Source organism: Nocardia sp. NPDC059764, from assembly GCF_042732555.1.
GTDB lineage: Bacteria > Actinomycetota > Actinomycetes > Mycobacteriales > Mycobacteriaceae > Nocardia.
On sequence record NZ_JBHWHH010000012.1, the window covers coordinates 22,287 to 48,930 of the forward strand.

The 26,644-nt window shown below is 66.4% G+C and carries 21 protein-coding genes, 1 tRNA gene and 2 pseudogenes; 11 read left to right on the plus strand and 13 right to left on the minus strand.

Annotation, left to right across the window (positions count from 1 at the left end):
* Positions 1 to 21 precede the first annotated feature (21 nt).
* Positions 22 to 561 (plus strand): FHA domain-containing protein, encoded by a 540-nt coding sequence (locus ACFV4K_RS04380; RefSeq protein ID WP_379272004.1) that lies wholly within the window; start codon positions 22 to 24, stop codon positions 559 to 561.
* 185 nt (positions 562 to 746) lie between these two features.
* Here the strand turns inward: ACFV4K_RS04380 and ACFV4K_RS04385 are convergent.
* The 3 genes from ACFV4K_RS04385 to ACFV4K_RS04395 form a co-directional block, all read right to left on the minus strand.
* Positions 747 to 820: transfer RNA gene (locus ACFV4K_RS04385), tRNA-Met, on the minus strand.
* A gap of 223 nt (positions 821 to 1,043) precedes the next feature.
* Positions 1,044 to 1,478 carry a nitroreductase family deazaflavin-dependent oxidoreductase gene (locus tag ACFV4K_RS04390; protein ID WP_379272006.1) on the minus strand — a complete coding sequence of 145 codons (435 nt, stop codon included), beginning with the start codon at positions 1,476 to 1,478 and terminating at the stop codon, positions 1,044 to 1,046.
* Positions 1,479 to 1,490: 12 nt separating this feature from the next.
* Positions 1,491 to 2,087, minus strand: coding sequence for a TetR family transcriptional regulator (locus tag ACFV4K_RS04395; protein WP_379272007.1), 597 nt, complete (start codon positions 2,085 to 2,087; stop codon positions 1,491 to 1,493).
* Between the two features lie 65 nt (positions 2,088 to 2,152).
* Between ACFV4K_RS04395 and ACFV4K_RS04400 the strand changes: the two genes are divergently transcribed.
* The 3 genes from ACFV4K_RS04400 (at position 2,153) to ACFV4K_RS04410 (ending at position 6,131) form a co-directional block, all read left to right on the plus strand.
* Positions 2,153 to 4,333 (plus strand): MMPL family transporter, encoded by a 2,181-nt coding sequence (locus tag ACFV4K_RS04400; RefSeq protein ID WP_379272009.1) that lies wholly within the window; start codon positions 2,153 to 2,155, stop codon positions 4,331 to 4,333.
* A gap of 573 nt (positions 4,334 to 4,906) precedes the next feature.
* Entirely contained in the window at positions 4,907 to 5,641 is a 735-nt protein-coding gene (locus tag ACFV4K_RS04405; RefSeq protein WP_379272011.1) for an alpha/beta fold hydrolase, read from the plus strand.
* Positions 5,642 to 5,696: 55 nt separating this feature from the next.
* Positions 5,697 to 6,131: an antibiotic biosynthesis monooxygenase gene (locus tag ACFV4K_RS04410; RefSeq protein WP_379272012.1), complete on the plus strand. Its 435-nt coding sequence runs from the start codon at positions 5,697 to 5,699 to the stop codon at positions 6,129 to 6,131.
* On the opposite strand, the pseudogene ACFV4K_RS04415 reads toward ACFV4K_RS04410, so the two are convergent.
* Positions 6,114 to 6,405, minus strand: a pseudogene (locus ACFV4K_RS04415) (hypothetical protein); the annotation flags it as partial. The gene ACFV4K_RS04410 and the pseudogene ACFV4K_RS04415 sit on opposite strands and share 18 nt — an antisense overlap.
* Positions 6,406 to 6,422: 17 nt before the next feature.
* Positions 6,423 to 6,860 carry a cupin domain-containing protein gene (locus ACFV4K_RS04420; RefSeq protein WP_379272014.1) on the minus strand — a complete coding sequence of 146 codons (438 nt, stop codon included), beginning with the start codon at positions 6,858 to 6,860 and terminating at the stop codon, positions 6,423 to 6,425.
* Positions 6,861 to 7,077: 217 nt separating this feature from the next.
* Between ACFV4K_RS04420 and ACFV4K_RS04425 the strand changes: the two are divergent.
* Positions 7,078 to 8,172 (plus strand): annotated as a pseudogene (locus ACFV4K_RS04425) (low temperature requirement protein A); the annotation flags it as partial.
* Between the two features lie 21 nt (positions 8,173 to 8,193).
* Here the strand turns inward: ACFV4K_RS04425 and ACFV4K_RS04430 are convergent.
* From ACFV4K_RS04430 to ACFV4K_RS04450, 5 genes are all read right to left on the minus strand, one after another.
* Positions 8,194 to 9,117, minus strand: coding sequence for an RNA polymerase sigma-70 factor (locus ACFV4K_RS04430; RefSeq protein WP_379272015.1), 924 nt, complete (start codon positions 9,115 to 9,117; stop codon positions 8,194 to 8,196).
* Positions 9,118 to 9,121: 4 nt separating this feature from the next.
* On the minus strand, positions 9,122 to 10,858 hold the full coding sequence (locus ACFV4K_RS04435) for an L-aspartate oxidase (protein WP_379272017.1): 1,737 nt from the start codon (positions 10,856 to 10,858) through the stop codon (positions 9,122 to 9,124).
* 76 nt (positions 10,859 to 10,934) lie between these two features.
* Positions 10,935 to 11,678 carry an SDR family oxidoreductase gene (locus ACFV4K_RS04440; RefSeq protein WP_379272018.1) on the minus strand — a complete coding sequence of 248 codons (744 nt, stop codon included), beginning with the start codon at positions 11,676 to 11,678 and terminating at the stop codon, positions 10,935 to 10,937.
* The gene (locus ACFV4K_RS04445) at positions 11,675 to 13,177 is read right to left on the minus strand and encodes an NAD(P)/FAD-dependent oxidoreductase (protein WP_379272020.1); all 1,503 of its coding nucleotides are present in this window, start codon (positions 13,175 to 13,177) and stop codon (positions 11,675 to 11,677) included. Before ACFV4K_RS04445 ends, ACFV4K_RS04440 begins: the two co-directional genes overlap by 4 nt.
* Before the next feature lie 87 nt (positions 13,178 to 13,264).
* Positions 13,265 to 14,308: a ferritin-like protein gene (locus tag ACFV4K_RS04450; protein ID WP_379272022.1), complete on the minus strand. Its 1,044-nt coding sequence runs from the start codon at positions 14,306 to 14,308 to the stop codon at positions 13,265 to 13,267.
* A gap of 240 nt (positions 14,309 to 14,548) precedes the next feature.
* Between ACFV4K_RS04450 and ACFV4K_RS04455 the strand changes: the two genes are divergently transcribed.
* On the plus strand, positions 14,549 to 17,254 hold the full coding sequence (locus ACFV4K_RS04455) for an AAA family ATPase (protein ID WP_379272057.1): 2,706 nt from the start codon (positions 14,549 to 14,551) through the stop codon (positions 17,252 to 17,254).
* A gap of 184 nt (positions 17,255 to 17,438) precedes the next feature.
* A complete protein-coding gene (locus tag ACFV4K_RS04460; protein ID WP_379272023.1) occupies positions 17,439 to 18,203 on the plus strand; it encodes an SDR family oxidoreductase in 765 nt (254 codons plus the stop codon).
* Between the two features lie 13 nt (positions 18,204 to 18,216).
* Here the strand turns inward: ACFV4K_RS04460 and ACFV4K_RS04465 are convergent, their stop codons facing one another.
* The gene (locus tag ACFV4K_RS04465; RefSeq protein WP_379272025.1) at positions 18,217 to 20,970 is read right to left on the minus strand and encodes an AAA family ATPase; all 2,754 of its coding nucleotides are present in this window, start codon (positions 20,968 to 20,970) and stop codon (positions 18,217 to 18,219) included.
* Between the two features lie 352 nt (positions 20,971 to 21,322).
* Between ACFV4K_RS04465 and ACFV4K_RS04470 the strand changes: the two genes are divergently transcribed.
* The 4 genes from ACFV4K_RS04470 to ACFV4K_RS04485 all read left to right on the plus strand — a co-directional run bounded on the left by ACFV4K_RS04470 (position 21,323) and on the right by ACFV4K_RS04485 (position 24,720).
* A complete protein-coding gene (locus ACFV4K_RS04470) occupies positions 21,323 to 22,045 on the plus strand; it encodes a sigma-70 family RNA polymerase sigma factor (protein ID WP_379272026.1) in 723 nt (240 codons plus the stop codon).
* Between the two features lie 90 nt (positions 22,046 to 22,135).
* Positions 22,136 to 23,107, plus strand: coding sequence for an alpha/beta hydrolase (locus ACFV4K_RS04475; RefSeq protein ID WP_379272027.1), 972 nt, complete (start codon positions 22,136 to 22,138; stop codon positions 23,105 to 23,107).
* Positions 23,104 to 23,826 carry an alpha/beta fold hydrolase gene (locus ACFV4K_RS04480; RefSeq protein ID WP_379272029.1) on the plus strand — a complete coding sequence of 241 codons (723 nt, stop codon included), beginning with the start codon at positions 23,104 to 23,106 and terminating at the stop codon, positions 23,824 to 23,826. Before ACFV4K_RS04475 ends, ACFV4K_RS04480 begins: the two co-directional genes overlap by 4 nt.
* A gap of 42 nt (positions 23,827 to 23,868) precedes the next feature.
* Positions 23,869 to 24,720: an alpha/beta fold hydrolase gene (locus ACFV4K_RS04485; protein ID WP_379272030.1), complete on the plus strand. Its 852-nt coding sequence runs from the start codon at positions 23,869 to 23,871 to the stop codon at positions 24,718 to 24,720.
* Positions 24,721 to 25,296: 576 nt separating this feature from the next.
* Here the strand turns inward: ACFV4K_RS04485 and ACFV4K_RS04490 are convergent.
* Complete coding sequence (locus ACFV4K_RS04490) at positions 25,297 to 25,449, minus strand: hypothetical protein (RefSeq protein WP_379272032.1); 153 nt, start codon at positions 25,447 to 25,449, stop codon at positions 25,297 to 25,299.
* A 311-nt stretch (positions 25,450 to 25,760) separates the two neighbouring features.
* A complete protein-coding gene (locus tag ACFV4K_RS04495; protein WP_379272034.1) occupies positions 25,761 to 26,612 on the minus strand; it encodes an alpha/beta hydrolase in 852 nt (283 codons plus the stop codon).
* Between the last annotated feature and the right edge of the window lie 32 nt (positions 26,613 to 26,644).

Here is a 26,644-nt window from a genome sequence, read left to right on the forward strand (position 1 = left end):
ACTCGACGAAGAAGGACCGTCATGTCACAGCGGGTGTCGCGGTCGTCGCCGACAGCGGACCGGCCCGATGACGAAGGGAGCGCGGTGAGCCGCGCCGAGGGACCGTTCTTCCGGGTCTACGACAACGGGGGACGGCATCGGGAATTGGCCCTGTCGCCCAGGCGATCACGGATCACGATCGGGCGTTCCCCGAAGGCGGACGTATCGCTGTCATCGGACGAGGAAGTGTCGCGCGTGCATGCCACCGCCGAATATCTGGGGGAGCAATGGACCCGGCTCGACGGCGGCCTCTCGCTCAACGGCACATTCATCAACGGCGACCGGCTGACAGGTCGTCACATTTTGCGGCCCGGTGACTTCATCCGTATGGGCAGTTCCCGCTTCACTTTTCACGATCTCACCAAGGGGCCTTCGCCAGTAGCGGGCACTGGATTTGAACCTGAGACCCTGCAGCACAAGCCGTGCCGCGCACGCGGTACAACCCGGAAGCCACCCAGACCCGAAAGATCATGGACATCAACGGAACTCAACCTGAACAGCCGTCTAGGACCAATGGGCTGACAACCCAGCGAACACAGTTCCACCAGCTCCACTGCGCTCCGCTCGATATCAGCTGGTAGCGATACATTTCACTGGCTCTCAGGCGACCATCGGCACAATCGGGATGATGCCAAATCCGTTGCCACGAACCTCGACAAAAATTGAGGGCGGTCCTGAAACCTACCGGTCAGGACCGCCCTCGCTAGTAGCGGGGACAGGATTTGAACCTGCGACCTCTGGGTTATGAGCCCAGCGAGCTACCGAGCTGCTCCACCCCGCGTCGGGTGGACTGAACAGTACCCGGAGTGAGCCGATCCACCAAAAAGGAACATCTAGCGGGTGGCCGCGCGCACTCGGGCGGCGAGTTATGGGGCCGTGGCGATCAGACCGACCCGGCCATCCCCGGCATCCGTCGCGCAGGCCCTGCTCACCATCGCGGAATGACAAAGGCCCCAGGTAGCGGGGACAGGATGGAACCGGTCCCGCGCCTCCACACCTGATCGCTACCGCGGCGCCACCCTGAACAGTGGGCAGCGCGGGGCCGCGGCGGCGAAGCTGTCCGGAGACTCGGAATCGACCAAGCCATTGCGGACGAATGCTGCCACGCCCCGGGGGTTCTGGCTGGGGAACTCGCGCAGGATCGGGCCCCGCTCGGCTTCTGGAATCTCGATCAGATCCACGCTCCGCACCTGGCGGCCCCGGGTGAGCGTGCCCCGGCCCGCGGCCCGCACGTTTCTGACCCAGTCGGCGTTCGGGTAGGCCCGCACGAGGTAGTGGGTGCCGTCGATGAGCACCGGCGCCACGGGCGTGATCTGCGGTCGGCCGGTCTTGCGACCGGGCACCGTCAGCAGGTGCATCGGACCGAACGGGAGTCCGATGCGGTGCGAGAAGACGACGACTCGATTGCGGAAGCGCTGTTTCGATGAGAGTGCGGTCATGCGGGTCTCCGGTCAATTCGTTTCGGGGACAGCTGTTTTGAAGCTGTCGATGGTGGGCCCGAACCAGCGCGCCACATCGTCGATGGGGTCGGTGGCGACAGGTCCGAGTTTCATGACGTAGCGGGCCCAGGCAATGCCGACGAGCTGAGCGCCGATCATCGCGGCGCGGCGCGCGGCGGCGTCTCCGAGCGGTTCGGCCTGGCCGCCGCGCCAGATCCGTTGGGTGACGAACTCATTGAGCAGGGTCGCCGCCTCGGGTGAGCTGGACGCGGCCTGCGCCAGGGCGACGAAGGCACGGCCCGGCTCCTCCGGACCGCTCTCCCATTTGCGCAGGAAGTCCGAGACGATCTCGACGCCGCCGCGCACCCGTCCCTCGGCCGCGGCCGCCGCTTGTCGCTCCTGCGTGTACAGGCCGGCCATGCTCTCGACGAACAGTTCGAGTTTGGTGCCGAAGTAGTGATACAGCAGCGCAGCGTCCACCTCGGCACGCCGCGCGATACCGGTCATCGCAGCCTTGTTGAAGCCCTGCTCGAGGAATGCGGCCCGCGCGGCGGCGAGGATCGCCTCGCGGGTGCCCTGATCGCCGGGCCTGCGTCCGAGTCCCGCCATGGAGATCTCCCTTCAACAATTCACACACTATGAATTCCATGCTTAAATCAGACACTATGAATTCTATGTTGGCAACCGGCCCGGGGCAGACCGCCGGGCCCGTTCCGCAGGGCGTCAACCGGCCCGGCCGGATCGGGGGCTGGTGCTATGACCACCGCCGAATAGTGCTGGCGGCCTGGATAATCGGGCTGCTCGCGATGTTCGGGGCGGCGAGCGGTCTCGGACCGCACTTCAAGGACAACTTCGGAGGTGTCGGGCAGGCCCAGCAGGTCCAGGACATCCTGCACGAGCAGTTCCCGTCCCGATCCGGCGACAGTGCGCGGGTGGTGTTCCACTCGTCCGCATCGATCGACGCCGCCACCGATCGGATCACCGAGGCACTCAACGGGATTCGACCGCTGCCGACAGTCGTCTCGGTCTCACCGCCGGTCCGGGCGGACGACGGGCGCACGGCATTCGCGACGATCCAGTTCGACGCGGTCAGCGCCGACCTGGCCAAGCCGGATGTACAGCGGGTGATCGACACCGCGCGCTCGTATGCCCGGCCGGACCTCGATGTCGCCCTGGGCGGTCAGCCGATCAGCGTCGCGGTCAAGCCGAAGCCCGGACCGAGCGAAGCCATCGGCATCGGTGCGGCCGTTCTCATCATGCTGGTGGCGTTCGGGTCGGTGGTGGCCATGGGCTTGCCGATCCTCGTCGCGCTCGTCGGAGTGGGCGTCGGTTACGCGGTGGTGGCCCTCGTCAGCCACCTGCTCACCGAGCCCAGTTTCGGACCGGCCCTGATGGCCATGATCGGCCTGGGCGTCGGAATCGACTACGCGCTGTTCATCGTGACCAGGTACCGCCAAGCGCTCACCGACGGCCTCGACCCGCGTGAGGCCCTCATCCATGCCATGTCGACCGCAGGGCGCGCCGTTCTGTTCGCCGGCACGACGGTCCTCATCTCGCTGTGCGGCCTGTTCCTGGTCGGTCAGCAGTTCCTCGACGGCCTGGCCGCCGGAACCATCCTGGCCGTGCTGACCGTACTGGCGGCGACTGTCACCCTGCTCCCGGCCCTGCTCGGTTTCGCGGGTCCCACCATCGATCGATGGCATGTGCCGAGGCCGCTCCGATCCGCGACGATCGGCGCCGAGCGCGGTCCGTGGTCGCGATGGAGCCGGGTGGTCCAACAACGCCCGGTGTTGTGCGGATCGGCCGCACTGTTCGCGCTACTCGTCCTCGCCGTCCCTACCGTCGCCATGCGATTGGCCTTCAGCGACTCGGGGAACGACCCTGCCGGACTCACCACCCGTCAGGCCTACGACCTGCTGTCGGACGCGTACGGGCCGGGCTTCAACGGCCCGCTGGTGCTGGCCGCCGAATTGCCCGGCGGGACTACCGATCACGCGGTACTCACCGGGTTCGAACAGCGGCTCACCACCGTTCCCGGCGTAGCCCGCGTGGCCGCTCCTCTCTACAACGCGTCCGGCGACGCGGCCGTTCTGACGGTATACCCGACCAGCGACCCACAGTCCGCGGATACCGCGGCACTGGTCGAGCGTCTGCGCAATTCCGTTGTGCCACAGGCCACCACGGGCACCGATGTGAGGATTCTGGTCGGCGGCCAAACCGCTGCGGGAATCGACGAGTCAGCACACCTGGGCACCCGGCTGCCGTGGGTGATCGGATTGGTGATCTTGCTGTCCTTCGTCCTGCTGATGGCGGCGTTCCGTTCCATCGCAATCCCGCTCAAAGCGGCGGCGATGAATCTGCTGTCGATCGGCGCGGCCTACGGCGCCATTGTCGCGGTCTACCAGTGGGGATGGCTGTCGGCGATCTTCGGGGTCACCCGGACCGGCCCCATCGACCCCTGGATCCCGCTGATGATGTTCACCATCACCTTCGGGTTGTCCATGGACTACGAAGTCTTCCTGCTCTCACGCATCCAGGAGGAGTGGCGGCGCCGGCAGGACAACAGCGCGGCGGTGACACACGGGATCGCCGCGACCGGGAGGATCATCACGGCGGCGGCGGCCATCATGGTCTGCGTCTTCGGGTCCTTCGTCATCGGCGATCCACTCCGCACCCTCAATGTCTTCGGATTGGGTCTCGCCGTGGCGATTCTCGTGGACGCGACCGTGGTGCGCATGATCCTGGTCCCCGCGATCATGCAGCTGCTCGGGCCGGCCAACTGGTGGCTGCCCCGGTGGCTCGACCGGATCACCCCGCGTCTCGCCATCGAGACGGATGACGCTCAGCTTCGCTGACATTGCCAACTCCGTTGCCGATCCAACGAAGAACGAACCCGGAACCAATGGTTCCGGGGTCGTTCTCCTTAGTAGCGGGGACAGGATTTGAACCTGCGACCTCTGGGTTATGAGCCAACGGGTTGCCGTCCCGGAGGTTCCATCGCGTACCGCCACGTGTCATCGGTGCGGGTCAGCGCAACCGATAGCGTCCACGATGTCCATGCGATCCCACACTGACCCGTGGGTCCCGCCCTGTCGTGATGCCAAATTTGATGCCAATTTCACGCCAGGACCAGCGATTTCGTCATGCACACGGTCAGCCGCCGCGCGACCACGACCGGCGATCGAAATGTCTTCTGCCGCCGCCACACCAGCGACCTTGGCAGTGACGACATCCGGGGACGAGCCCGCCGCGATTCGTCACGCCACGGCCGCAGGGCGCAGGAATGCAGTCCGGTTGTTCCAGGTGTCACAGAAGGACCCTGTGTCCGGTCCACACTTCAGAACTGTCGAGTCAGTCCAGGGAAGCGGGAAAATGCGCCGCGCCCCGTCGGCTGACCATGACCTCTGATGAATGAAAGGCCGCAACGCATGCCCGCGATCTTGATCCATGGCGTCCCCGACACACACCGAGTATGGGACGCCGTGCGTCGGCACCTGACGCGCACCGACGTGGAGGCGTGGGATCTCCCAGGCTTCGGTGCGGCACGGCCGAACGGTTTCGGTTCCACCAAAGAGGAGTACGTCGACTGGCTCATCGATCGGCTCGAGCGGATCGGGGAGCCTGTGGACCTGGTCGGCCACGACTGGGGCTGCATCTTCACCGCCCGCGTCGCCTCGGTCCGGCCCGACCTGGTACGTACGTGGGCGGGCGGCAATGGGCCCATCAGCTCTCGTTATGTGTGGCATCCGTTGGCAAAGATTTGGCAGGACCGGACCGAGGGCGACCGCTTCATGGCCGAGTTGGAGCCGACATCCTTCGCCGAGGATCTGGTGGTCGGGTTCGACGTCCCCGCAGAGGCGGCCGACGAGATGGTTCGGCACGTCGACGAACCGATGAAGGACAGCATCCTCAGGCTCTACCGGTCCGCTGTGACCATGGGCGCGGAGTGGGAGCCGGCCCTGGCTGATGTGTCCGCTCCATGCCTGGTGTTCTGGGGCGCCCTCGACCCAGCGTGCCAGATCGAGTTCGGGCGTCAGCTCGCGGCGAATGTCCGAGCTTCGCGCATCGAGGAGATCGATTGCAACCACTGGACGGTGCTGCAGAGGCCGGCCGAAGTCGCGGCGGCTCTCGAAACGCACTGGGCATCGAACGCCGATCGCTGACGGCTCTTTGGCGGCGAGGCGTCACAGAAACGAATCCTCGCCTGTCCCTTTGGATATGAGCCAATCCTTGGTACCAAAAACCGGAGTCGACGGACCGGTCACCGTGATCAAGAGTTATACGGTGCCGGCCGCCGAAGCCGACTATTTCGTCGAGGCGTACCACGAGAACGCCCGGATCATGTCGACCCAGCCGGGCTCCATCCGCTCGCGTCTGCACCGGCCGCTCGCCGATGCTGCCGAGGCCGATTCATCCATGTGGCCGAATGGGAATCGGGCCTCGCGCTCGGCAAAGCGACCGGCAATCCCGAATGGCGTACCTCGCGGCGGCGCTTGTTCGACGATCCCGGACTTCACCTCACCTCGGAATCCGCGAGCTACCGCGTCGTCGCCGAACGCCGCGCTTCCTGAGGCATCCGGCCGTCGAGGGCGGCTGCGCGAAATGGGCTGCGCAGCCGCCGAATCGATGCACCTACGTGATCGCGTGCGGTGAGCACCCCGCCACCGCGCTCACGGAATCGCACGATGGCCTTGGATTCATCGTCGGTGAGACCGTCCCCGACATCAACGGCCAGCAGCCACAGCTGATCGAGATCGACGGTGTCGAGCCGACTCAGAATAGGGTCGCTCTCGCCCCGGCCGAGCCGGTTGCGGGCGGTGACATGATGGCTTGCGGCGCGTAATTCGGCTGCGAGCAAAGAGAATCGGGTGATGTTCCAGTCGTCGGGGCTCTCGGTGATGGTTGTCTGCAGCAGGATCTTCGACACTGGAATGCCCTTCCTCCTCAGGCTTTCGGCTCGGACGGGACACGGCGGTCGGCGCGCGCGAGCAATTCGGCGTCGTCGACGAGGGTGAGCATCGGCTGGTTCGGGTCGCAGATCATGGTGACGACGAAGCGCAGTCCGATGTCGTCGCGGTGGTTGCCATCCGAATAGTGGATGACATCGCCGCCGGGCTCCCAGAAAGCTTCACCGGCTCCGATCACGCGGGGCGGCTCGCCCTCCAGCTCGAACAGCATCTCGCCTTCGATCACATAGCCGAAGGCGGGACCGCCCGGATGCCGGTGCGGCGGTGCGCCCCGGTCCCCGGGCGGGTAGGCGATGACAACGGTCATCGCGTGCGCCCCCGCCGGAACGAAGGGCGGCGTCACCTCTTGCACGACGGTGAAGGCCGTCTCCCAGGTGCTTTTCCGAGCGGTGGGTGCTGGGGATCCGTCGGTCATCTCGATTCCTCCCGTGCTGTCGTGGACTGACTTCACAGCAAGGACAACGGCCGACCCGGATCTGTGACAACCAGACCTCGGCTCTGCTCGTCACGAATGTCGCCGCTGCCCTGTCCTAGTGGTAAACCTCGACAGATCGCAGGAGTCGACACCGATGACCACGAAACCGACCACGGTCCCGACCGGCAGCAAAAAGGCCGTGCCGCTGCGGATTCGGATGCGCGGCCGATCGATCGACGAGCCGCATCGCGCGTCGACGCAGCTCGAGCTGTTGTTCGACCTTACTTTTGTGGTCGCGGTGACGGGCGTCGTGGCACAGCTCGGGCATGCCGTCGCCGCCGGGCATCCGGGCGCGGCTCTGTTGCCATTTCTACAGGTCTTCTTCGCCATCTGGTGGGCATGGATGAATTTCACCTGGTTCGCCTCGTCCTACGACACCGACGACGTCCCGTACAGGCTGCTCACCCTGACACAGATGGCGGGAGTCCTGTTGCTGGCCGCGGGAATTCCCGCGGCCTTCGAGCGCGGCGACTATATCGTCATCACCGTTGGCTACCTGGTGATGCGCAGCGCTCTTGCGACGCAATGGATTCGGGCCGCACGCGAGGATGCCGCAGGCCGGGCGACCGCGCTGCGGTACACGGTGGGCATCGCCGTACTCGAGGTGCTGTGGCTGACCCGGCTGCTGGCCGTCGAACTCGATGTCCTGCACGACGTCTGGGCACAGGGGGTTTTCGGCGCGCTGGTTCTGACGGAACTCACTGTTCCGGTGTGGGCGGAACGGGCGATCGGAACCACCTGGCATCCCCATCACATCGCCGAGCGCTACTCGCTTTTCACGATCATTCTGCTGGGCGAGAGCGTGCTCGCGGTGTCCACGGGCATTGCCGACGCTCTCGGCGGCGGCCTGCGGCCGATGCCGGTGCTGGTCGCGATGTCGGGTCTGGCGTTGTTGTTCATGCTGTGGTGGCTCTACGAACTGCAGCCCAGCGGCGATGCGCTAGCCCAGCGCAGGACATGGTCGTTCCTGTGGGGCTACGGCCACTACACATCCTTCGCGGCGCTCGCCGCGCTCGGCGCGGGTCTGGAAGTGGCGGTGCGCATCGACGACCACAATGGTTCGGCGCTGGTTGTGGGATACACCGTCGCGATTCCGACAGCTGTGTTCCTGGCACTGCTCTGGGTGACGCATGCCGGAATGACATTGCGCCCGAATCCCCGAATCCTCTTCACCGCAGCGGCATCGGTGCTCGCCGCGCCGCTCGCTACCCTAACGATCCCGAATCTGACCGTGACGGCCGTCGCCGGTGTCTGCGCGACGGCCCTGGGCGTATCACTGCGCGGTGGACTCCTCCGCCGGTCCGATCGAGGCGGCAAGACGACCGAGCTTGTCGGGGTTGAGCATCCAGAAGATCCGGTCGATGTGCTCGCCGTCGACCGCGCCGATGGCGAGCCATGCGAAGACGGATCCGTCCCGGCGCAATAGCACCGAGGGCCGGCCATTGGCGTCGACCCAGTCGATGGTGGCCCCGGTCCAGAAATGTGAGGCGAACGCCGCCACGTAGCGGGCCACCCGAGTCCGCCCGATCACCGGGATACGCGAGGCCCGCACCTTGCCGCCGCCGTCGCTGTAGCTGGCCACCTCGGCGGCGAACAGCGCCTCGAGGTCGTCGAAGTCCCCGGCCCGCGCGGCGCGGAGGAACGCACCGAGCAGTCGGCGCTGCTGGGCGTCGTCGACCGGAGTGTGCCGCTCGGAATCGATGCCCTGCCGCGCCCGGCTGACCAGCTTGCGGGCGGCGGCCTCCTTGACCTCGAGGACCTCGGCGATCCGGTCGTAGGGATAGTCGAACGCTTCCCGCAGAATGAAGGCCGCCCGCTCGGTCGGGGTCATCTTCTCGAGTACGACGAGGACCGCAGTCTCGAGCGCCGCGGCTCGCTCGGCCCCCAGTGCGGGATCGGAGCCGGTGTCCACCGGTTCGGGAAGCCAAGGGCCGATATAGGTTTCGCGACGCACGCGTGCGGTCTGGGTGGCGTTGATCGCCAGCCGGGTGGTCATGGTGATCAGGAAGCCCGCCGGGTCCCGCACCGACACGCGGTCCGGATAGGACTGCCACTTCACCCACACGTCTTGGACGAGGTCCTCGGCGTCGGCGACCGCGCCGAGCATGCGGTAGGCGATGCCGAACAACCGTGGCTTGAGGTCGGAGAAGTCGTCGAGGGCTCGGTCGAGGCCCGCGTCCGTGGGCGTGCTCGTCATACGACTATTCGACCAGCTTCCCGTCGGTCGAGACATCGCGCATCAGCCGAGCGATCTCCTCAGGAATCGGGGGGATCTCCTCGCGCTCGAGTCGGCCCGGACCCGACCACACCAGGTTCACCCGCAGCTCCGGGTCGAGTGCTGGGTAATCCGAGCGGTTGTGACAGCCACGTGTCTCCCTTCGTTCCAGCGCGGCTTCCAAGGTGGCTCGCGCCGCGAGTGCCGAGGACTTCAGGTCGAACGCGTGTGCCAGATCCTGGAAACCGGCCGCATCGGGGTGCACTCCGATGTCCGCGATCCGGTCCTCGATCTCGTCGAGCTCGGCAAGCCCCTTCCGGATGCCGGATTCGTCCCTGACCACACCGGCGTGCTCGGTCATGGTGTTGCGCAGTGCGCGCTGCAGCGCTCTCACATTCTCCGGGCCATCGGCCGCCAGCAACATGTCGATCTCGGCGCGGGCCTCGGCCAGCACGCCGTGGGATCGCCGTTGGATCGACAGCTCGGCCGAATACCGGGCCGCCTCCTCACCGACGATGCGGCCGTAAACGAGCAGTTCGATCAGGGAGTTGCCACCGAGCCGATTGGCACCGTGCAATCCACTGGAAGCCTCGCCGATGGCGTACAAGCCCTCGACGCCGGTGCCGTGGTCCTCCGAACGCACCCACACCCCACCCATCGAGTAGTGGGCGGTCGGCGCGATCTCGATCGGGTCGCGGGTGATATCGAGCATCTGCAATTCGAGCATCGTCTGGTAGACGCGCGGCAGCCGCCGCATGATGGTCTCCCGTGGCAGATGCGAAACATCCAGCCAGACACCGCTGTTCGCGGTGCCACGGCCTTCTTTGATCTCGGTGTACGCCGCCAGCGCGACCCGGTCGCGGGTGGAGAGCTCCATCCGCCGCGGGTCATAGCGTTTCATGAAACGCTCACCCTCCGCGTTGCGCAGGATCCCGCCCTCGCCGCGGGCGGCCTCGGAAACCAGTGTCCCGGCGGCGTTCTCGGGTTCGATGAGCCCGGACGGATGAAACTGCACCAGCTCGGGATCGCGGATCCGGCCGCCGGCGAGGACGGCCAGACGGAGGGAGTCGCCGGTGTTCTCGTCGCGGCGCGAGGAGGTGCGCCGCCAGATCCGGGTGTGCCCACCGGCGGCCAGGATCACCGCGTCGGCCCGGAACCCGTAGCGTTGCCCCGATTCCAGATCGAATCCGTACGCGCCGAATACGACGTTGTCGTGCACCAGGATTCGGGTCACGTAGCACGTGTCGATGATCGGGATACCCAGCTGCGCAGCCCGATTCACCAGGGTTCGCTGGATCTCCAGACCGGTGTAATCCCCTGCGAACGAGGTCCGCCGATAGGTGTGCGCGCCGAAGAACCGCTGCGAGATTCGCCCGTCGGCCTCGCGTGCGAACGGCATCCCCCACCGCTCGAGATCCTCGATGCCGCGGGCGGCGTTCTCGGTGACGATGCGCACGGTGTCGGGGCGGGCCAGCAGATAGCTCTCGCTGATCGTGTCCGCCGCGTGCTGCTGCCAGCTGTCCTCGGCGTCCATCGTCGACAGCGCGGCATTGATTCCGCCGGCCGCCAGCGTGGTGTGGGCGTCGGCCTTCGGCCGCTTGCCGACCATGAGGACGTCCACGCCGCGCTCGGCCAGCTCGATGGCGGCGCGCAGCCCGGCGCCGCCGGTGCCGATCACCAGCACCGAGGTCGCGAACTGTCGTTCGGTCGAAGAGTCGACCATGGGGTTCATTCCTTTCGAACTCGAACGAGGCCACGCCGGCGGGCGCCACGGGGTAGCGCCCGCCCGCGTGCGGAATTCACTTGCGGGACAGCCAGTCCGCGAGGCGCGTCGTCCCGAGCTGCGCGTCCCGACCGGGCAGCAGGCTGTCGTGCTGCAAGGCCGTTCCGAAGTAGTGCGCCTGGGGGTCGGTGACGACTTCACGCGGATCGGACCGGGCGATCAGCACGGTGCGGATCCACTGGTCGAGACCGAACACTTCGGGCCCGCCGATCTCCACGATTCCGTTGCTCGGGTCGCCCGCCGCGGTCTTGCCCACCAGGGCCGCGACTTCCTCGGCGGCGACCGGCTGCACGCCCGCGCCGGGAAGCCGGACCTCGCCGCCGACGGTCGCGGTATCGGCGATCCCCGCGGCGAATTCGAAGAACTGGGTCGCGTGCACCAGCGAGTAGGGCAGGCCCGACGCCTTGATGAGCTTCTCCTGCGCCACCTTCGCACGCAGGTAGCCGGAGTCCGGGAGCCGGTCGTTGCCCACGACCGACAAGGCGACGTAGTGGCCGACACCTGCCCCGGCGGCGGCGTCGAGCAGGTTGGTGGTCGAGGTCCGGAAGAACGACATGACGTCGTCGTCGGCGAACGACGGCGAATTCGACACATCGACGACCACGTCCGCGCCTTGCAGCACCTCCTTCACGCCTTCGCCGGTGATCGTGTTCACGCCCAGGCTGGGCGCGGCGGGAACCGCCTGGTGGCCGTGCTCACCCAAGCGGGTGACGACCGTCGAGCCGATGAGCCCGGTACCGCCGATGACGACGATCTTCATGCTCTTTCCTTCCGTTGCAGCGTTGTTTCGAGGTCGGTGGAATGTCCCTGTATCGAGGACAGGACAGCTGGTGATTTCGTGACGGACGCGGTGGTCTCGAGCGGTTCGGGCCGCGCGGAGATGGTGCTCAACGCGATCGCCTGCCGACCGGTGCAGGCATCGACGAGCCAGTCCAAGGCCACGCGTATCCGATTGCCCGGCATCGCATACAGGTGGTAGCCGCGCGTCACCAGGGCGGCGGCGACGCCGGACAACGGCACACCCAGTGGATTGGCCGCGGCGTCCGCGCCACCGAGTTCCACCACGAATCCCAGATCGTGGTGTCGGTATCGGCGAGCACGGCCGTAACCGAGGGAAGCGGCGATATTCCGGGCAGCGAGCCGACCCTGCCGGGTCGCGTGTTGTGCGGTCATCGCAGTCGGGGCGCCATGCCGGGTGACGTCCGGCACGGCCGCCGCGTCACCGCAGGCGATGATGTCGGGGTGGTCTGACACGCTCAGATCGGTTCCTACAACCAACCGCCCGCGATCGGTCGCCAGGCCGAGAGCGGCGACCAGCGGATCCGGCCGCACGCCGACACACCAGATCAGCGTGTGGGTCGGCACCTCGGACCCCGTGCTGAGACGCACCGCACCGGGCATCGCCTCGGAGATCGAGGTCCCGGTGCGGACGTCGACGCCGCGCTCGTGCAGGACCCGGTCCGCAACACCGGAGAGGCGCGAATCGAGTTCGGGCAGCACCCGAGCGGAGTGGTCGAGCAGCATCCAGCGAACCGGCGTCTCAGCCAAGCTCGGGCGATCTGCGACCAGCATCGCCGTCAACGCGGCGCCCTGTGCGGTGACTTCGGTCCCGGTGTAGCCCGCACCGACCGTCACAAAGGTCAGCCGCGCCGCGCGCTCCGCCGGATCGACTGCGACACTTGCCAATTCCACCTGTCGCACCATATGGTCGCGCAGCGACAATGCCTCCGAGATGCTCCGGAAGCCGTGCGCATTCTCAGCGACACCGGGAATCGGCAGCAACTTGCCGACGCTGCCTACCGCGACAACGAGCCGGTCGTAACCGGTCCGGCCATGTCCACCGTCGACGTAGCGCCAGGAAACCGTGCGCGCGTCGACATCGATGTGATCGACCGCGCCCGTTATCAACTCGGCGCCGCGGAGAGACCGGTTCAAGGCGATGGCGACCCGGCGCGGCTCGATCGTGCCTACCGCGACCTCCGGGAGCAGCGGCAGATACACGAAGTGGTCGCGTTGATCGATGACGGTGATCCGTGCGCGGCCGTGCAGGCGACGCAGCAACCCGCGCGCCGCCGCGCGCCCGGCGAACCCTGCGCCGACCACCACCACGTGCGGCAGGTTCGCGGGCGCGGGGCGTGTCCGGGCGGCTGCCCGGCGGGCACGCATACGTGAGAACTGCTGAGCCAGGGCCATGGTGTGTTTCCTAGGTTGGGGTGTCTCCGGCGGCGGGTGGGACCAGCCACGATCTGCTTGACGCATGCTCCGAGGAGCCGTCTGAAACCCGGTGTTCCCGCTCTTATCTCGCGACTCGGCCGGACCTGGCCGGAGGGCGTCACGCTCGCGCGCTCACGCCCGCTGGTCGATCGGCACGTATTCGAAGGTCGGCCCCGCGGTGGTGCGGCCGTCGCCGCTCGGCATCTTCATCAGCGCCTGGGCTTGGGACTTCAGTGCGTACATCGCCCCGACGGCATCCCGCATCTGACCGGGGTTGCCGTTGAAGGTGTCCTCCAGCAGATACAACAGCAGGCAGTAGGTGTTGTTGAACTCCTCCTGCGCCAGTCGCACCGGATTTCCCTCGGGGTAGTCGGTGGTGCGCGGGTTGGGTCGCATCGGCAGCACCCCACCGGGATCGCTCGCGATCGCCTCGCCGGTGGGGCCGGACTGCGGAGTGTCCCCGGCGTGGAACCTGCGGCCCTGTTTCAACTCGACGAAGCGGTAGTAGTGGGCGACCTGTTCGCGCTCGGGATGGAAAACGTCCTTGTCGCCGTCCCACACCTCGGTTCGGGCCGCGCCTTCGCCCTGTTCGATGATCTCGGACAGCGCGGCCAACGCGGACTTCAAATCATGCACCGGAATGACCTGTCCCCCACCGCTGCTGAAATGCATCTCCTGCAACTGCCGCTTCGGGTCGCCGCAGAAGACCGCATCTTCGCCCAGCCGGTCGGTCAGTTCTCGAAACCCGGATTCGATGGCGGCGTAGAACTGTCCGATCGTGTGGTAGCCCTCTGCTTCCGGTACCGCAGCGGCCGAGGCAGGCCGCTCGACATCGAGAAACAGCTCCAATGACTCAGGGCCATAGGGCAGCAGCTCGAGCTGGATCGAGGGGTCCCCGTGCGGCAGGGGGTGAGGGTAGGCCGGGAGCAGGTGCGGCGCGTCGAGCTCGGGTTTCCCGCCGACGGCGTTGAGCAGGTTCGCGGCCAGTGCCAGGTGCAGCATCTCCTCCACGAACACTCCGCTGATCACCTGCGCCGCTTCGGCATTGCGGGTCGGATCGAGCGAGTACAGCGCGCACAGGTACGGCGGGATGGTTGCGTGCTCGAGCTCGATCGCCCACTGCAAATGGCGGCGTAGATCGTCAAGGGAATCGATGGCCGGATAGCCCATGTCCATGCGGGAACCTCGTCTCGGCATAGTCGGCGGAGTCTGTCGGCAACTAGGACAAGACATCTCGCGGATTCGTGACGAGGGTCGACGATCGGTGTCGAGATGTGGTCCGTTCGCACCTGGCGCAGGACTTTCAAAATGAAAAATTTCCAGACAAGATGACCTTCGAGTGTTTGCTGGGAGTTTCCAGCACCGATCGACCGGTGAAGGTGGGGCAGGGTGGCGTTTCGCAGGCCAGTGGGACTGGTGGGGAGGGCGCTGGAGTGCACGGCACTTGATCAATTGATCACTGCGGTCCGGTCCGGCGAGAGCCGTGTCCTGGTCGTTCACGGTGCGGCCGGAGTCGGCAAATCCGCGTTGCTGGAATATCTCGAAGACGCCGGGGCCGCGCTGCGTACGATGCGCGCGGTCGGGGTGGAATCCGAGATGGAATTACCGTTTGCCACGCTGCATCAGCTGTGCGTCCCGCTGCTGGACCGGTTGCCGGTGTTGCCCGCTCCGCAACGCGCCGCGGTCGAGACTGTCTTCGGATTGCGGACCGGCACCCCGCCGGAATTGTTCCTGGTCGGGCTCGCGGTGTTGAGCCTGCTCTCGGATGCTTCCGAAAGCGGACCGCTGCTGTGCGTGGTCGACGACGCACAGTGGATGGATCAGGCCTCGGCGCAAGTCCTCGGTTTTGTGGCCCGTCGGTTGCTCGCGGAGTCGGTCGCGCTGGTGTTCGGCGCCCGGGTCCGGACTCAGCACCTGCTCGGTCTACCGGAATTGGAGGTCGCTGGTCTGCACAAGGCCGAGGCCCTGGCTCTGCTGGAGTCGACGACCCATGCCCGGCTGGATCCTCATATCCGCGACCGGATCGTGGCCGAGGCGAAGGGCAATCCGCTCGCCCTGCTGGAATTGCCGCGCGAGCGCACGGTCACCCAGCTGGCGGGCGGGTACGGCCTGCTGCAGACCGACACGCTGCCCACCCGCATCGAGCACAGTTTCCTGGACCGGATCGCGGTGCTGCCCAGGCAGAGTCAGCTGCTACTGCTGGTCGCTGCGGCCGAACCGATCGGCGATCCCGCCTTGGTGTGGGGTGCCGCCGAAAAGCTCGGAGTCACACCGGGGACCGCTCTCGACGACGAGATCGACCAGCTGGTGTCGTTCGATGTCCGTGTCACCTTCCGGCACCCACTGGTCCGGTCCGCCGTCTACAGGAATGCCGAGGACGCAGACCGCCGGGCCGTGCATCTCGCGCTCGCGGAGGTCACCGATGCCCGGACTGATCCGGATCGGCGAGCCTGGCATCTGGCCTCGGCGGCTGCCGGACCGGATGAGACGGTCGCCGCTGAGTTGGAACGATCCGCCGGGCGCGCGCAGGCCCGTGGTGGAATGGCTGCGGCAGCGGCGTTCCTGCAGCGTTCGGTGGCGCTGACGACCGATCTTGCGCGGCGCGCCGAGCGTGCGGTGGCGGCCGCGGATGCCAGTGTCCGGGCCGGCGATCCAGCCGCCGCACGGCGCTACGCCGACATCGCCGACCTCGATGCCGACAGCGAATTGCTGCGTGCCCGAACCCAATTGGTGCGCGGCCGCATCGCACAGGCCGCCGGGTTCAACAATGAGGCACCGCCGATCCTGCTGGCTGCGGCTCAGCGGCTGGAATCCTTCGACATGGATCTCGCTCGCGAGACGTATCTTCTCGCCTGGGGCTCGGCGGCGTGGGGTGCCGCGGATGCCGCGAATCTGGTGGCGATCTCGGAGAAGATCCGCGAACTTCCACCGCCACAGGGCAATCCGCGCCCCATCGACCTGGTTCTGAAGGCCTGTGCGTTACTCGTCACCGAAGGTCTCGCCACCGCCATCACCACCCTGCGCCGGGCGATGGACGCACTCGTGGATCTTCCGGCGTCCGACGTGCTCGGGTGGGGTTGGGCGGCATGCGGATTGAGCCCGGCGGTCTGGAGCGAGCAGGTCATGATCGAGACGTATTCGCGGGCGGCCGAGGTGGTACGCGCAGCGGGCATCCTGACCGAACTCCCCATCTACCTCGCCTCGTTGGGGGCGGCGACCTCATTGATCGGAGATTTCACCGCAGCGGCCGGGATCGTCGCCGAATCCGAGGGCCTCGCCGCTGCCACCGGTATACCGCTCGCGCCATACACCACCTTGATCCTGACCGCGATGCAGGGCAAGGAGGACGAGGCCGCGGCGATCATCGCCGCCACGATCGAACAAACCAGCGCCGATGGTCAATTGACCGGTGTCACCACCGCACACTGGGCGGCCGCAGTCCTCTACAACGGACTGGCCCGCTACGAGGAGGCACTCTCGGCGGCGCGGGCCAGCACCCACATCGCCCAGTTGGTCGTCTCGGTGTGGGTGCTGCCCGAACTCATCGAGGCTGCGGCACGAGTCGGGGACGACAAGGCCGCGCACGAGGCGCTCGACCACTTGGTGGCGGCCGCGGAGGCCGGCGATACCGATTGGTCGCACGGCATCCTCGCGCGCTGCCGGGCATTGCTCGCCGACGAGGCCGCTGACGATCTCTACCGAGAATCGATCGAACGGCTGCAACGCACCCTGATGCGTCCGGAGCTGGCGCGCGCCCATCTGCTCTACGGCGAATGGCTGCGCAGGCAATCCCGCCGTGTCGACGCACGCCGCGAGTTACGCACGGCCTACGACATGTTCGTGACAATCGGCATGGCGGCCTTCGCCGAACGCGCCCGGCGTGAACTGCTCGCCAGTGGTGAGAAGATTCGCAAACGCACGGTCGAGACCACCGAGAACGACCTGACGCCGCAGGAGAGACAGATCGCACTACTCGTCGGAGAGGGCCTGTCGAATCCCGAAGTGGGCGCGCGGCTGTTTCTCAGCCCACGGACGGTGGAGTGGCATCTACGCAAGATTTTCACCAAGCTCTCCATCACCTCGCGCCGCCAACTCCGCGACGCCCTGCCGCACGCCGAATAGCCGCCCGCACAAGCGAACCGTCTCACTGGATCCGACGACGAGGACCGGCGCCGACCGGCCGCGCCGGTCCCTGGTCTCCCAAGACCAGGGACTGTCCCGGGTGCCACCGGGGTACCGGTCAGACGAGTCTGACCGTGTCGGCGCTGTATGCCGACCGCCCTGGAATCGTGGAAGTGAGGCAGTCATGTCAGATCGTCCGTTGCACGGCGCCGTCGCACTCGTAACCGGTGCCAGTAGCGGCATCGGAGCGGCGACCGCGCGTCGTCTGGCTCGGGAGGGCGCGGCGATCGCTCTGCTCGCCCGCCGCGGCGAGCGGCTGGACCGCCTCGCGGGCGAGTTGACTACCGCGGGCAGCCAAGCCATCGCTGTCGCGACCGACATCACCGAACCCGCGCTGGCCTACCAAGCGGTGGAGGACGCGCACGACCGGTTCGGGCGATTGGATGTCGTGGTCAACAGCGCCGGTCTCATGGTGCTCGATACCGCGCTGCACACCCCCATCGAGGAATGGGATCGGATGATCTCGCTCAATGTCTCGGCGTTGGTACACATCACGCACGCCGCCCTCCCCTATCTGATCGACGCAGCCGCCACCTCACCGCGAATGGTGTCGGACCTGATCAACGTCGGATCGCTGGCCGGGCGGATCGCACGGCCGATCGGCAGCGTCTACAGCCTGACGAGGTTCGGTCTCAACGGCTTCACCGAATCGCTTCGGCAGGAGCTGCTTTCGGACCGCGTACGGGTCAGCGTGGTGGCGCCGGGCACTGTCGACTCGACCGAGCGAGACGCCCACGGCACGAAGCCGGACGTGGCGCGCCCGGTCGTGGACCCGATGACGGCCCTGCGGCCCGCTGATGTGGCCGACGCGATCGCCTACATCGTCACGCGGGAGCGGCATGTGGCGGTCAACGAGATGGTGATCCGACCAGGTGGCCAAACTTGTTAGCCACCTATCGAACTCACTTGTTCAGGGCCTGGCGCAGCTCTTTTCGCGAGGTGAGGTTCAGCTTCGCGAAGACTTTGCGCAGATGCCACTCCACCGTGCGCGGACTGATGAACAGCTCCGCACCGATCTCGGAGTTGGTCAGACCCGCGCCGGCGAGCCGGGCGATCTGAACCTCCTGCGCAGACAGGACTTCGCTGGCTTCGGCACCACGTCGCCGGACCGACTCGCCCGCAGCCAGCAATTCGCGCCGGGCCCGTTCGGCGAAGCCGTCGGAACCGAACCGATGCAACATGTCATAGGCGGTGCGCAGCTGCTCACGCGCATCGGAACGCCGGTTCTCCCGCCGCAGCCACTCTCCGTACACCAGGTGGGTGCGAGCGCGATACACGGCGATGCGGGTGCGCGAGAGTCGTTCCAGGGCTTCGCGATACGATCTTTCGGCGTCTTCTCCCTCACTGAGCAGCGCGCGTGATCGCGCCAGCATTCCGAGAGCCCAGTCGGTGCCACTGGCGTGCGCGCGGCGCTCCAGCCGACGCAGCGCGACCCTGGCCTGCACCCGATCGTCGACCCGCACCCCGGCTTCCACCAGCTCGGCGAGCGCATGTCCGACCGCTGCCAGATCATCGTGCTCGCAGGCCTTTCCGGCGCTGTCCAGAGCGGCCTGGTACTGGCCCTGGCCGTTGTGCAACACCGCGAGCAGATAACTGCCCGTCCCGATCGTTCGGCCCTCACCCCAGTCGGCGGCCTGTCCGAGCTTCGCCGCGATCGCCACCGAGGCCCGCGGATCAGTGCCACGCCAGGCGTCGAGCAGCAGCGCGGTGTAGCCGAGCGGTGAGTTGCCCGTCGCCGCGGTGAGAGCCTCGGCCTCCTCCACCAGTGTGGAAGCCAGATCGAACTCACCCGCGTGCACATGCACCGCCGCCTGGTAGGTCAAGGCCAAGGGCAGGAAGTTGAGAGCTCCTGCCTCCCTTGCGGTTCGGACCGCCTGCGCGGTCAGTTCGTGCCACGTCTCGTCGTCCCACAGGTCTGCGGCAGTGGGCCAGGTCAACCACAGCCAGCGCATGATGTCGTCGGCGGCGGCGGTCCCTCCCCTGAATGCCCGCAGCGCCCGGCGCATCGGCTCCGCGCCCACGACGTATCCGTCGGCGAAGCGCGCCGCGAGCCCGTGGAGCAGGACATCGACTGCCCGGGTCCCCGCCCCGGGCAGCGCGGCACGCGCGAGCTCCGCTACGGGGCGCACACCGTCGGGACCGTTCAGTCTGCCCGCGAACACCGCCGAGCCGATCGCTTCCAGATAGGTCTCGCGCGCTTGCTCAGGCGACGGGACCCGCATCCGGTGAGCCGCGTCGAGCAACAACGGCAACGCGTCGCCGCCGCGTCGGCGCGCGAAGACGATCTGGGCGCGTAAGCGCGCCAGCCGTGCCCGCTGAAAAGCATCCAGCGGTCCCATCTCCGCCGCGGCGAGCAGCTCCAGAGCAGCTTCCGGGCTGCCCGCTTCGAACGCGAACTGCGCCGCCGACACCGCCCTCGCTCCGCGCCTGCCCGGATCCGGCGTCAGTCCGGTCGCGCGACGCAGGAACGCGGCAGCCGCAGCGACGCCCCCGCGAGCCCGGGCGCGAACCGCCGAACGCTCGAGCTCGGCAGCCACCTGCTCATCGGGTTCGACTGTGGCACTTGCCCGATGCCATGCGCGCCGGTCCGGGTCGAGGGCAGGATCCGTCTCCTCGGCCAGCGCACGATGTGCCGCCCGGCGGTCCCCCGGATCCGCGGCACGATAGGCCGCCGAACGGACCAGCGGATGCCGAAATCGAACCTGCGCCTCGAATTCGATCAAGCCGGTCTTCTCCGCGGCAGCCATGGCGTCCGCGCCGAGACCGAGCCGTTCGACGGCCCGCCGCAGCAACGCCATATCTCCCAAGGGTTCGGCCGCCGCGGTGAGCAACACGCGGCGCGCGGCGGTCGAGAGCGCCTCGATGCGCTGTAGGAAGCTGTGCTCGATCTGGGTCACTACCGGTCGCACGTCCGGCCGCGCATACCCGCCCGCGAGTTGCGCGCTGGTCAGTCCCTGCGGCAATTCCAGCAGAGCCAGCGGATTACCACGAGCCTCGGCCACGATCCGGTCGATGACGTCCGAATCCACCCGCCCTGGAATGGCAGATACCAGCAGTGCACGAGCGTCTTTGTCCGGTAAACCCCGTAGCTGGAGTTCCGGCAGACCGGTGAGTGGATCCCGCTCCGGATCAGCCACGGGGGTGCGTTCGGCGAAGACGAACGCGACCCGCTCGGCCAGCACCCGGCGGGCGACGAAGGCCAAGGTCTGCGCGGACACCCGATCGAGCCACTGTGTGTCGTCTACGACGCACAACAGTGGCTGCGTCTCGGCGGCCTCGGCCAGCAGGCTGAGCACCGCCAGCCCGACGAGAAACCGATCAGGGACGCCGCCAGAACTCAATCCGAAGGCAACCGACAATGCTTCGCGTTGCGGCGGCGGTAGGCGATCGAGATGGTCCATGAACGGCGCGCACAGCTGATGCAGACCGGCGAAAGCCAACTCCATCTGAGACTCGACACCGGCGGCTCGCGTGATCTGGCAGTCCGCCGCGTTCCCCACCAGGTATTCGATCAGCGCCGTTTTGCCGATACCCGCCTCGCCGCGCAGCACCAGCACTCGGCTCGAACCTGAACGCACGTCGGCGAGCAACTTGTCCAGCGGTGCGCATTCGTTGCGTCTGCCGCGCAGCGGGCCCACCCGATCGCTATCCGACATCACCACCACCGCAAGAAGGTCGAGTCCCCAATCCGCAAGGGGCCAGCACATCTTCCCACTACCTGACGATGATCCGACGATCCGCCCAGGGCGACCTCCATCCGAGCGGGCATACCGTCAGCGCATAACCACTGGCCCAGGGCAACACAGGGTCTGCACCCCGTGCCCCTGGGACACCCGGGGGTACCGCAGGCACGTGCCCCTGGTCTCCCCGGCCCGGGGGTTCGCCCGGGATCTCCAAGGGCGCGATCGGCAGTCGCTGCGAGCGACGGTGGATTCGCGGTTATCAGCAGCCGTGCGGTCGATCGCCGGACCAGATGAGCGATCGAGGTCACCACGAAAGGACGATCCCATGCGCCCGACGAGCATCACGACCGTCATTCCCGGACCTGACATCCAGTCTGAACCAGCATGTGCAGCCAGCGGATCGGCAGCGGACTTCCATGGGCTGCGCCCACGCCTATTCGGTATCGCCTATCGCATGCTGGGACGGGTGGCCGACGCCGAGGATGTCGTACAGGATGTCTGGCTGCGCTGGCAGAGCGCCGACCGCTCGCAGGTCCGGGACCGGGTGGCCTTCCTGGTGACGATCACCACCCGTGTGTCCCTGAACGCCGCCGGCTCGGCTCGTGCCCGGCGCGAAATACCGGTCGATCACTGGCTTCCGGGGCAGGCGGTTACCGCCGAGGACCCTTCACTGCTCAGCGAACGGTCCGCGGAGCTCGAACGCGCGGTTGCACTTCTCCTGCAACGCTTGTCGCCGACCGAACGCGCGGTCTTCGTCCTGCGCGAAGCCTTCGACTATCCGTTTCGCGAGATCGCCGAGCGTCTCGGAATCAGCGAAGCCGGCGCCCGGCAACTGGCGCGACGAGCTCGTGCACACCTGGAAAAGCCGAAGCAGCTACCGGTACAGCGGGTGGCTTGCGACCAACTGATGAAGGTGTTCCTCTCCGCCGCTAGATGCGGAGAGGTAGCCCCTCTGGAACGTCTGCTCACCGAGGACGCCAAATCGGTGTCCATTCGTGAACGACATACCACGGCCTCCCACACGGAGACCGCAATATCGACCGGATAGCCAGCGCGACAAGTTATTTCAAGCGCACTCGTCACGAATGCGCACCGTTTCCGGGTCCTTGATCACATGCCATCACGGAAAAGCGATGCAATGAACGAACCGATCCTCGAACCCGCGGCACAACAGTTCGCCGATGCCGCCGCTCAGCCCCCATTCCTATACGAACTCGGCCCCGAGGGCGCACGGAGAGTGCTCGACGAGATCCAGGCCGCACCCATCGAGAAACCGCCGATAGACGAGCAGTGGGTCACTCTTCCCACCGAGGCGGACGAGGTCCGGGTTCGCATCGTCAGACCCATCGGTGCTGAAAAACCCTTGCCAACAATTCTTTACATCCATGGCGGCGGCTGGATACTCGGTGACGCGCACACCCACGACCGGCTCGTCCGCGAGCTGGCCATCGGCGTAAACGCCGCGGTCGTGTTCGTCGAATACGACCGCTCACCCGAGGCGCGTTACCCGACCGCCATCGAGCAGGCATACGCCACCGCTCGGTGGATTACCGAGCACGGTGCCGAGCACGGTCTGAGCGCATCCCGGTTAGCGGTGGCCGGAGACTCCGTCGGCGGCAATATGGCTGCCGCGGTGACAATTCTCGCCAAACAGCGTGGCGACGTGACCTTCATCCACCAGTCCCTGTACTACCCGGTCACCGACGCCGGCCAGGCCACCGAGAGCTATCACCTGTTCGCCGACGGCCCGAACCTCACCGCCAAAGCCATGGCTTGGTTCTGGGATGCCTATCTACCTGAACTGGAAAAGCGCGGTGAGATCACCGCCTCGCCGCTGCGCGCCCACCTCGAGGACCTGACCGGTCTGCCCGAGACATTCCTGCTCGTCGCCGAGAACGACGTCCTCCGAGACGAGGGCGAGGCGTACGCACGCAAGCTCGTCGCCGCCGGTGTGCACACCACCAGCACTCGTTACAACGGCACTTTGCACGACTTCATGATGCTGAACCCGGTACGCGGGACAGCGGCGTCGAGTGCCGCCATCAATCAGGCAATCCAAATGCTCCGCAACGCATTCCACCGATATTCGACAGGAGACAACCAACGATGACCGAGCAACCGACAATCGTCCTCGTCCACGGCGCCTTCGCCGAATCCGCGAGCTGGTCCGGCGTGATCGAGCGACTGCACGACCGCAATCTCGAGGTCGTCGCGCTCGCCAACCCGCTGCGCGGCCTGCCAAGCGATGCCGCTTACCTGCGTGATGTCCTAGCGACGATCGACACACCCATAATCCTCGTGGGCCATTCCTACGGCGGCATGGTGATCACTGCGGCCGCCGCCGGACACGACAAGGTCGCCGGCCTCGTCTACGTCTGCGCGTTCGCGCCAGCACCTGGGGAGTCAGCTCTCGAGCTGTCCAACAGATTCCCTGGCAGCACTCTCGGCGAGGCGCTCACCGCTTATCCGATCAGCCAGGGCGGCAACGAATTCGCCATCCGGCCGAAGGCATTCCATCTCCAGTTCGCCGCCGACGTACCCAGAAGCCGGGCGGCCGTAATGAGCGCGACCCAGCGACCGGTCACCGAGATCGCGCTCACCGCAGGCCTGCACACCAGCACCCCCGCATGGCAGGAGATCCCCTCGTGGTTCGTCTTCGGCGACGCCGACCTCAACATCCCGGTCGCCTTGCACCGATTCATGGCCCACCGCGCCAATGCGAAGGCGACCCACGAAGTCCCCGGGGCATCGCATGCGCTCAGCGTTTCACAGCCAGATGCGGTGACCGCATCGATCCTCGCCGCTGTGCAGGCGACAACTCGACCGTAAACAGACTGCCACACAGAAACTTTCATCGAAAGAAGTTGGGAAATGACCATCTTTCAACGCCTGCGGTTTCCGCGCACGACTTGGCCGGGCGCGGCGATCACAACCGTCATCGCGATTGGCGTCGGCAGCGCCGCCATCGCATCAACTACCAGCATCCAGGCCGTGCCGACCGAAGACGTTGCGCAACCGACAATCGTGTTGGTGCACGGCGCTTTCGCCGATGGATCGAGCTGGCATGACGTCATCGACATCCTCCACAAGAACCGCTATCCCGTAGTCGCGCCCGCAAACCCATTGCGTGGCCTCGCCTCTGACGCGGACGCCCTGCGTAGTCTGCTCACATCTCTCGACGGCCCCATAGTCCTGGTCGGCCACTCCTACGGCGGCTCGGTCATCAGTGCCGCTGCGGCAGGACTCGACCAGGTGAAAGCACTGGTCTACGTCGCTGCCTTCTTGCCCGCCCCGGGCGAAAGCGCGGCCGAACTCTCCAGCAGGTTCCCCGGGTCCACTCTGGCCGAAGCCCTGACGCCGGTTCCCATCATCTCCTCAGGCGCCACGATCGGCACGGACCTTTACATCCGCCAGGACAGATTCCACGACCAGTTCGCCGCCGACGTCCCCACCGACCGGACTTCTTTGGCTGCTGTCACGCAACGCCCGATCACCCAAACCGCCCTAGAAGAGCGAGCAACCACCGCCGCGTGGACCGAAAAACCCAGCTGGGACGTGATTTCTACCCAGGACCTCAACATCCCCGCGGCCGCCCAGCGGTTCATGGCCGAGCGCGCACACGCACAGGTCACAGAAGTCGATTCTTCCCATGCGGTCGCAGTCTCCCACCCTGACCTTGTCGCTAACGTGATCGACCAAGCCGCGCGCAGCGCGGCCCACTGATCTGCGCCCTGGACCACCAATCGCGACGATAGGCTAGTCGGATCGATCACCACGGCTATCGCCGATAGATCCGCCGAAATACAGAAAAAGCGGCAGAGACCCGCAGTTCACGGCAAGTTTGCGTTGTTGTGGATGCCGTACGTTCCGCCCTCAGATTCACACCGCCACAACCGCTCTCGCCGGCAGTCGACTATGGGCTACGTGGACCCTGAGGCAACGCTGACGAGTTCGTGTGATCACAGGGCTGGCAACCCAACGATCACAGTCCCATTCGTCCCAGGTTGTCCCACGGAAAGAACCTGGTCAGCAGCTGTTCACTGAGTTTCCAACCCTGACCGAGATGACCGTTTCGGCGTGATGCCAACGGCGATGCCGCCAACCTCGACAAAGGTTGAAAGGTGGTCCTGAAACCTGTTGGCCAGGACCGCCTTTCGCAGTAGCGGGGACAGGATTTGAACCTGCGACCTCTGGGTTATGAGCCAACAAGGACCTGCCCCGCACGGTCCCGCCGTGTTCGGCGGAATCCGTTCCGTGCTGGTCAACGGGGTTTCGATCGTCCGTGCTATCCGTGTCGTTTCACCCGGCATACTGGATTTCGCCGGGTTCGGTTGCCAAATCCGTTGCCAATTCCGGCCGATCGGCGTGGGTGCTGGTCGGTCGCCGTGCCAATTGTTCGCGGTCCCGGAGGCGACGTTCAGGCAGCATCGGCACCACCACGGCAAAGATCACGATCCCAGCGCGCCCAATGGCTGGGCGGGCCAGGGAGCCTTGTCGCTCCGGTAAGGCGAACAGTGCCAGGGCGCCTGGACCGATGACCTCGAAGGCCAGGCCTAGGCGGACCAGGTTGACAGAGGTACACGAGCTCGCCGACGAGTTCTTCCGCCGGCTCGGCGAGCAGGTCGCCGCCGTCCTGCCCGGCATTCCCCGAGCAGCTCCGGCAGTTCGAGAACTTCCTGACCGAGCTGACGAGTGCGATGAACAATCGTCTCGTCCGGCCGATTCCGCCCTCATCGTTACGAGATGCTTTGGGCAGCAGACGATTATGGACTTGGCACACGGGTAATCCAAGCAATCAGGTCGGCTTCCACCTCGTCGCGGTTGATCTCGTTGAGGATCTCGTGCCGCGCCCCCGGATACACGCGGTAGGTGATGTCGGTCAACCCGACCTCGCGATATCGGTCGATCAGCAGATCACTCAACCGCAGATTGTCGTTGAGCGGATCCCGATCACCCACCATCACGTAGACAGGTAGATCGGTGGGAACGGTTGTCGGCTTCGAAAGCCGTTCGGCGGCAACCGTTGCCAAGAGCGTCATGTTGGCCGGGTCGAGATCGAACCCGCACCACGGATGTGCCACATACGCGTCGACCTGCGCCTCGTCACGACTGATCCAGTCGGCCGTCGTGCGTGTGGGCTGGAATCGGGCATTGAACAGCCCCAGCAGATCTCCATCTGCCTCGGCGATCATGGCGAACAGCTGGTCGACCGCTGTGGTACCGCACAGCACGACATCGTCGACGAGGCCCGAGTGTTCGAGAATGTACTGCTGAACCGCGAAGGATCCGAGGCTGTGTCCGAACAGGACGACGGGAATCCCGGTGTGCTTGACGCGCAGCAGCCTGGTGAGTGTCACAAGGTCCTCGACCAGTAAGTTCCACCCGTTCTCGCCGAGGTCGCCGGGCGTGCCCGTAATGCTATGGCCGTGCCCGCGATGGTCCGGGGCATAGACGGCGTATCCGGCGTCGGCGAGTCGTTCGGCGAGATGACTGTAGCGGGCGGAGTATTCGCCCATCCCATGCGCGATCTGCACGATCCCGACCGGTTCCTGGTCGACCGGCAGCCATTCCCGGACGTGGATGACGGTGCCGTCGCTGCTGGTGAAGGTGGACATGGGGATGCTCCTGCGGCTTCGAGGGATGAAAT